Genomic DNA, 6,825 nt, shown 5'->3' on the forward strand with positions numbered 1-6,825 from the left:
CGGCCCGGCCCGACCTGGTGTTGTGGCCGGAGAACGCCTCCGACATCTCGCCCCTGGCCGACAGACTGGCCGGCGACCAGATCACCGCCCTGTCCCGACGCCTGGACGCCCCCATCCTCGTGGGCACCGTCCTGCGTGTGGGTGACGGCCCCGAGGCCACCAACTCGTACCTGGTCTGGGACGGCCGATCGTCCGATTCCGCCGCCGGGCCGGTGGTCGACCGTCACGACAAGAAGTACATCCAGCCGTTCGGGGAGTGGTTGCCCCTCCGCGCGCCGCTCGAAGCGCTGTTCCCGATCGCCCGGACCGCGGGGCACTTCGTCCCGGGCGACGGCACCGGGCTCATCACCGCGGCCGGGATCGACCTCGGTGTGGCCATCTGCTTCGAGATCGCCTTCGACGCCGCGGCCCGTGAACCGATCGCGCGCGGCGCGCAGATCCTCACCGTGCCCACCAACAACGCGACGTTCGGCAGATCCCCGATGACCTACCAGCAACTCGCGATGTCGCGGGTCCGGGCCGTGGAGCACCACGTCCCCGTCCTCATCGCCGCCACGAGCGGGGTCAGCGCGGTGATCGGCCCCGACGGTGAGGTGCTCCAGGAGACCGGGATCTTCGAGCCCGCGACGCTGGCGGCGCGGGTCGAGTTGGGGACCGCCGGTACGATGGCAACCCGACTGGGCGGCATACCGCAGATGGTGAGCTGTCTCATCGGGCTCGTCGGCCTGGGATGGGCGTTGATCCGCACCCGGCAGCGACCCGCGACCGAGCACGAGGAGACGTAAGTGACCGATCCGATGGCGCCTGAGCCCGCCGCTGCGTCCGCGCGGACCCTGGTGATCATCCCCACGTACGACGAGCGGGACAACCTGCCCGGCGTCGTCGAGCGCTTGCTCGCGTCAGCTCCCGACGTGGCCGTCCTCATCGCGGACGACAACAGCCCCGACGGCACGGGGGAGGTCGCCGACCAGCTCGCCGCCGGGGACACGCGGGGGCGGATCACCGTGCTGCACCGCCCGGGCAAGCAGGGGCTCGGGGCGGCCTACATCGCCGGATTTCGCTGGGGACTGGAGCGCGGCTACACCGTGCTGGTGGAGATGGACGCGGACGGCAGCCACCCGCCCGAGCGCCTGCCCGCGATGCTCGCGGCGGTCGACGACGGCGCGGACCTGGTGATCGGGTCGCGCTACGTGCCCGGCGGCAGCGTGGAGAACTGGCCGTGGCAGCGCCACGTGATCTCCCGCGGCGGCAACGTCTACTCCCGGATCATGCTGGGGGTGGGCATCAAGGACATCACCGCCGGCTTCCGGGCCTATCGCAGTGAGTCACTGACACGCCTCGACCTGGACGCGATCGAGTCGAAGGGCTACTGCTTCCAGATCGACATGACCTGGCGGCTGCTGAACTCCGGGGGCACCGTCGTCGAGGTCCCGATCACCTTCACCGAGCGCACCGTCGGGCAGTCCAAGATGAGCGAGTCGATCTTCCGGGAGGCCGCCGTGAACGTGGCCCGCTGGGGCTGGGAGAAGCGGCGCCGTCAACTGACGTCACTCGTCCGGCGCTGAGCCGGCGCCCTCCGGAGCCGATCTGGCACCCCTGAACGCAGGACGCCCCGGCCCCGTGAGGGGGCCGGGGCGTCCTTGCCGGGTCGTGATGCCCGGCGTCAGGATGCTCAGCGGGCGCCGGCGCGCCGACGCTTCTTGAGGATGTCCATCCGCTCCTTGAGCAGGTCCTCGAGGTCGTCGAGCGAGCGACGCTCGAGGAGCATGTCCCAGTGGGTACGCGGCGGCTTGCCCTTCTTGACCTCGACCGCCGGACCGTCGATGAGCTGGCCCTCCTGGCCGTTCTTGCACATCCAGGTCCCGGGGATCTCGGCGTCATCGGCGAACGGGACCTCGTACACCTCGCCGTTCTCCGTCTGGTACTTGGCCATCCGCCGGGGCGCGAGATCGGTGTCCCGGTCGGTCTCGTAGCTCACCGCACCGAGGCGGCTGCCTCTGAGGACTCGATCTGCCATGCGAACTCCTTCTACCGTGTTCGTCCGTCTGTCCAGCTGCCTGCGACACGACGCTGCCGTGTTCCTGGTGATGTAACGCCAGGTGACCCCCCAAATGTTCCCACGGGATACGGCAGCAGGCCAGCCGGGCACCGTCTCGGTACCCTGACCTCCGTGGACACCGACGCCCCCGCCGCTCAACCCCCGCCTCGGCGGGGCGAGGCCTCGTGCGCGTGGTGCGGGCGTCCGGTGGACGAGGGCGACACGGGCCGACGACGACGGTACTGCCGCCGGTCGTGCCGTCAGCGCGCCTACGAGCAACGGCAGTCTCTGCGGGTCCGCGAACTGCCGGAGGGGACGGTGGTGCTCTCGGAAGCCGAGTCGACGGACCTCATGGACCGGATGTTCCAGCTCAGGTGCGCGTGCGAGGACCTGCGCAGCGCGATCCTCGAGGGAGAGGACGCCACCGAGTTGGCCCGGATGTCCGGTGACCTGGTGGACGCTGCCCGGCGCGCCGAACGACTGAGGTGAACCGCGACTGAGGTATCCCTCCCCGGCGGGGTGTCCGGCACCTACGGTTGTCCGCAGACACCCCAGCGAGGAGACGCCCCGTGAGTGAGCACATCGCCGATTCCCATGACGTCATCCGCGTCCGGGGGGCGCGGGAGAACAACCTGAAGTCGATCAACGTCGACCTGCCCAAACGACGGCTCACCGTCTTCACCGGGGTGTCCGGTTCCGGCAAGAGCTCACTGGTCTTCGCCACGATCGCCGCCGAGTCCCAGCGGATGATCAACGAGACCTACAGCGCGTTCCTCCAGGGCTTCATGCCCACCCTCGCGCGCCCCGACGTGGACCTCCTCGACGGCCTCACCACCGCCATCGTGGTGGATCAGGAGCGCATGGGGTCCGACCCACGTTCGACGGTCGGCACGGCCACCGACACCGGAGCCCTGCTGCGCATCCTGTTCAGCAGACTGGCGGAGCCGCACATCGGCGGACCCAAGGCGTATTCGTTCAACGTCGCGTCCGCCAGCGGGGCGGGCGTCCTGACGAAGGCTGACGGCACCCGGCAGAAGGCGGAGTTCTCCATCACCGGCGGGATGTGCGCCAGGTGCGAGGGGCGTGGGTCGGTGTCCGACTTCGACGTCGACGCTCTGGTCGACCGGTCCAGGTCCCTCGCCGAGGGGGCCATCACGGTACCCGGGTACTCGATGGACGGGTGGTACGGACGCATCTACGCGGGGTCCGGCTTCTTCGACATGGACAAGCCAGTCCGCGATTTCACCGAACAGGAGATGCACGACCTGCTCCGGAGGGAACCGGTCAAGATCAAGGCCGACGGGATCAACGTGACCTTCGAGGGGCTCATCCCGAAGATCCAGAAGTCGATGCTGGCCAAGGACGTCGAGGCGATGCAGCCGCACATCCGGGCATTCGTGGAGCGAGCCGTGGTGTTCACCACCTGTCCGGAGTGTGACGGCACCCGCCTGAACGAGGGCGCACGATCGTCGCGGATCGGCGCACTGAACATCGCCGATGCCTCCGCCATGCAGATCACCGACCTGGCCGAGTGGCTTCGCGGGGTCTCCGAACCATCGGTCGCCCCGCTGCTCGCCGCGCTGCAGCACACCCTGGACTCCTTCGTGGAGATCGGATTGGGCTACCTCTCCCTGGACCGGCCGGCCGGCACGCTCTCCGGTGGTGAGTCGCAGCGCGTCAAGATGATCAGACACCTGGGGTCGGCGCTGACCGACGTGACCTATGTGTTCGACGAGCCGTCGATCGGTCTGCACCCGCACGACATCCAGCGGATGAACGACCTGCTGTTGCGGCTGCGTGACAAGGGGAACACCGTCCTCGTGGTGGAGCACAAGCCGGAGATCATCGCCATCGCCGATCACGTGGTGGACCTGGGGCCCGGTGCCGGGTCCACCGGTGGCGAGATCTGCTACGAGGGGTCGGTCGCCGGCCTCCGGGGAAGCGACACGGTCACCGGCCGCCACCTCGACGACCGCGCGACGCTCAAGGACAGGGTCCACAGGGCGACCGGCCACCTCGAGGTGCGGGGCGCGACCGCCCACAATGTCCGGGACGTGGACGTCGACATCCCGCTGGGCGTGCTGTGCGTGGTGACCGGCGTGGCCGGCTCCGGGAAGAGCTCGCTCATCCACGGGTCGGTCTCCCCACGTCCCGGTGTGGTCGCGATCGACCAGGCCGCGATCCGCGGGTCCCGCCGCAGCAACCCGGCCACCTACACCGGGCTGCTCGAGCCCATCCGGAAGGCCTTCGCCAAGGCAAACGGGGTCAAACCCGCCCTGTTCAGCCCCAACTCCGAGGGCGCGTGCCCCACGTGCAAGGGGGCGGGCGTGATCTACAGCGATCTCGGTCTGATGGCGGGGGTCGCCACGACGTGCGACGACTGCGAGGGCCGGCGCTTCCAGGCCGAGGTCCTGGAGTACCGGTTGGGGGAGCGCAACATCGGTGAGGTCCTGGCGATGTCGGTGGCCACGGCAGAGGAGTTCTTCCGCGAGGGACCGGCGCGGATCCCGGCCGCGCACAAGATCCTGCTCCGGCTCCGCGACGTGGGACTGGGCTACGTCCGGCTGGGACAACCGCTGACCACGCTGTCGGGAGGGGAGCGGCAACGTCTCAAGCTGGCCGCGCAGATGGCGGACAAAGCGGAGGTCTACGTGCTCGACGAACCGACCACCGGCCTGCATCTGGCCGACGTCCGGAACCTGCTGGGCATGCTCGACCGGCTGGTGGACGCGGGCAGGTCCGTCGTCGTCATCGAGCACCACCAGGCCGTCATGGCCCACGCGGACTGGATCATCGACCTCGGTCCCGGGGCCGGCCACGGTGGCGGCCGCGTCGTGTTCGAGGGCACGCCCGCCGAGCTCGTGGCAGCCCGGTCCACGCTCACCGGTGAGCACCTCGCGCGGTACGTGGCGGAGGGTGTCGAGCCCGCGATCGGGTGAGGGGTACCGGCGATCACCCCGCCTTACCGAACCGCTTGTGCAGTGCCTGCTTGCTCACTCCGAGGACGACTCCGATCTCCGCCCAGCTCAACCCGTGCAGCCGAGCGTGTCGGACCGCCGCCGACTCTTCCCGGGCGAGCGCCGCCCTCGCCTCCGCGATCGCGGCCAGGCGGGCGACCGGGTTCGGCGTGTCGTCCTCGTGGTCGTCGGCGTCGTCATAGGTCGTGTTCACATTTCTCACCTCGTTCGTCAACCTACGTTGACAGCACCGGGCGCGTCAATCAGAGTTGACGGTCCGGTACGGCGGACTAGGGTCGTGGTCATGCCCACCAACCGATATCCCGAGATCGCGTTCGGTCCCGCCGCCCGTGCACGGCAGGAGTCGACGGGCGTCACCAGGCCGACGGAGACCGGCGAATTCGCCCTGGAGGGCACGGACTCCGCGCTGATCCGGCGCGCCGACCACTTCCTCCTCTCGAGCGTCACCGAGTCCGGGTGGCCGTACGTCCAGCACCGCGGGGGACCCACCGGGTTCGTCCACGTCCTGACGCACACCTCTCTCGCGTGGCTGGAGTTCCGCGGAAACCGTCAGTACGTCTCCGTGGGCAACATGGACCACGACGGGCGCGTCTGTCTGCTCTTCGTGGACTATCCCACCCGGGCCAGGCTCAAGGTGTTCGGTCACGCCCGGGTCATCGAACCGGACCGGGACCCGGACCTGATCGGGCGCCTGCGTTCGATGGGGGAGAGGACCTACACCGGGCATGTCGAGAGGGCGATCGTCGTGGATCTCGTGGCCGCCGACGCCAACTGCAGCAAGCACATCACGCCGAGGTGGGATCGCGCGTACATCGATGACCTCACCGAGGTGTACCGCCGGCAGATCGACGAACTGCGGGAAGGGTGAGACGTGGGAACCTTCGACATCAAACGGGAGCGCAGGGACCTCTACAACGGCACAGTCGCGAGGTTCGACCTGGTCGAGGTACCACCGATGCGATTCCTCACGGCCGACGGCTCGGGGAACCCCAACACCTCCGCCGACTACGGCAAGGTGCTCGAGGCGCTGTACACGTGCTCCTATGCGGTGCGGGCGGTGGCCAGGGTCGAACTCGGGCGAGTCCACACCGTCGGCCCGCTCGAGGGTCTCTGGTACGCCGACGACCTCGGGGTGTTCACCGCGCGGGACAAGGACGCCTGGGCGTGGACCATGATGATCTGGCAGCCGGACCGGGTCACCGAGGACATGGTGGCCTCCGCCGTGGAGACGGTGACCCGGAGGAAGCCTCACGTCGCGGTGGACCGGGTCCGCCTCCAGGAGTTCGCGGAGGGCCCGGCCGTCCAGACCCTGCACGTCGGACCGTACGACGCGGAGGGTCCGGTCATCGCCCGGATGCACGAGGAGGCCATCACCGGTCGCGGCCTGATCGCCTCGGGGCACCACCACGAGATCTATCTCTCCGACGCGCGCAAGACCGAACCGGCTCGGCTGCGGACGATACTGCGCCAACCCGTGGCGAGCGCCGCGGAGCAGTGATCGGGTGCGGGTAGAAAGAACTCATGACCACCTCCGACGGATTCCCCGATGCCTCTTCCGATGACGCGAGCAGGTTCGTCCGAGCCTCAGGGCTCGTCATCGACGAGGTGACCGCGACGAGCCTCAGGGGCCATGCGCTTCTGGGCGAGGACCACCTCACCGCGTGGGGGACCGTCCACGGGGGTGTCTACGCCAGCATCGTCGAGTCCGCGGGCGGCGCGGGCGCCGGAGCCGCCGTGGCCGACCGGGGCCAGATCGCGGTCGGCGTCCACAACGGCACCGACTTCCTGCGGGCGTCGACCGGCGGGCGA

At 69.4% G+C, this 6,825-nt stretch carries 9 protein-coding genes; 7 read left to right on the top strand and 2 right to left on the bottom strand.

Going from position 1 to position 6,825, the window contains the following annotated elements:
* Together lnt and G6020_RS08525 are read left to right on the top strand one after the other, a co-directional pair.
* On the top strand, window positions 1–785 hold a 785-nt coding region (gene lnt / locus G6020_RS08520; RefSeq protein WP_182610328.1), incomplete at its 5' end, for an apolipoprotein N-acyltransferase.
* 12 nt (window positions 786–797) lie between these two features.
* The gene (locus G6020_RS08525; RefSeq protein ID WP_179526231.1) at window positions 798–1,565 is read left to right on the top strand and encodes a polyprenol monophosphomannose synthase; all 768 of its coding nucleotides are present in this window, start codon (window positions 798–800) and stop codon (window positions 1,563–1,565) included.
* Between the two features lie 107 nt (window positions 1,566–1,672).
* Here G6020_RS08525 and G6020_RS08530 read toward each other — a convergent pair whose 3' ends face one another.
* Window positions 1,673–2,017, bottom strand: coding sequence for an RNA polymerase-binding protein RbpA (locus tag G6020_RS08530; protein WP_179525251.1), 345 nt, complete (start codon window positions 2,015–2,017; stop codon window positions 1,673–1,675).
* A gap of 153 nt (window positions 2,018–2,170) precedes the next feature.
* On the opposite strand from G6020_RS08530, the gene G6020_RS08535 reads away from it, so the two are divergent.
* Both G6020_RS08535 and G6020_RS08540 read left to right on the top strand, forming a co-directional pair.
* Complete coding sequence (locus G6020_RS08535) at window positions 2,171–2,527, top strand: hypothetical protein (protein WP_182610329.1); 357 nt, start codon at window positions 2,171–2,173, stop codon at window positions 2,525–2,527.
* 80 nt (window positions 2,528–2,607) lie between these two features.
* Window positions 2,608–4,977 carry an ATP-binding cassette domain-containing protein gene (locus tag G6020_RS08540; RefSeq protein ID WP_182610330.1) on the top strand — a complete coding sequence of 790 codons (2,370 nt, stop codon included), beginning with the start codon at window positions 2,608–2,610 and terminating at the stop codon, window positions 4,975–4,977.
* A gap of 13 nt (window positions 4,978–4,990) precedes the next feature.
* Here the strand turns inward: G6020_RS08540 and G6020_RS08545 are convergent, their stop codons facing one another.
* Window positions 4,991–5,146, bottom strand: a complete 156-nt coding sequence (locus tag G6020_RS08545) for a sigma factor-like helix-turn-helix DNA-binding protein (RefSeq protein WP_187700734.1) — start codon at window positions 5,144–5,146, stop codon at window positions 4,991–4,993.
* A 153-nt stretch (window positions 5,147–5,299) separates the two neighbouring features.
* On the opposite strand from G6020_RS08545, the gene G6020_RS08550 reads away from it, so the two are divergent.
* The 3 genes from G6020_RS08550 to G6020_RS08560 form a co-directional block, all read left to right on the top strand.
* Window positions 5,300–5,884: a pyridoxamine 5'-phosphate oxidase family protein gene (locus G6020_RS08550; protein WP_179525247.1), complete on the top strand. Its 585-nt coding sequence runs from the start codon at window positions 5,300–5,302 to the stop codon at window positions 5,882–5,884.
* A gap of 3 nt (window positions 5,885–5,887) precedes the next feature.
* Complete coding sequence (locus G6020_RS08555) at window positions 5,888–6,514, top strand: GyrI-like domain-containing protein (protein ID WP_182610331.1); 627 nt, start codon at window positions 5,888–5,890, stop codon at window positions 6,512–6,514.
* Window positions 6,515–6,537: 23 nt separating this feature from the next.
* Window positions 6,538–6,825 (top strand): hotdog domain-containing protein (locus tag G6020_RS08560; RefSeq protein ID WP_182610332.1); only part of this gene is annotated, 288 nt, incomplete at its 3' end.

Source organism: Dietzia sp. B19, assembly GCF_014145155.1.
In the GTDB taxonomy this organism is placed as follows: domain Bacteria; phylum Actinomycetota; class Actinomycetes; order Mycobacteriales; family Mycobacteriaceae; genus Dietzia; species Dietzia natronolimnaea.

Bases quoted from the DNA above. Each gene is read 5' to 3' on its own strand.
- G6020_RS08525 (WP_179526231.1), top strand. From the start codon at position 798: ATGGCGCCTGAGCCCGCCGCTGCGTCCGCGCGGACCCTGGTGATCATC.
- G6020_RS08530 (WP_179525251.1), bottom strand. From the start codon at position 2,017: ATGGCAGATCGAGTCCTCAGAGGCAGCCGCCTCGGTGCGGTGAGCTAC.
- G6020_RS08550 (WP_179525247.1), top strand. From the start codon at position 5,300: ATGCCCACCAACCGATATCCCGAGATCGCGTTCGGTCCCGCCGCCCGT.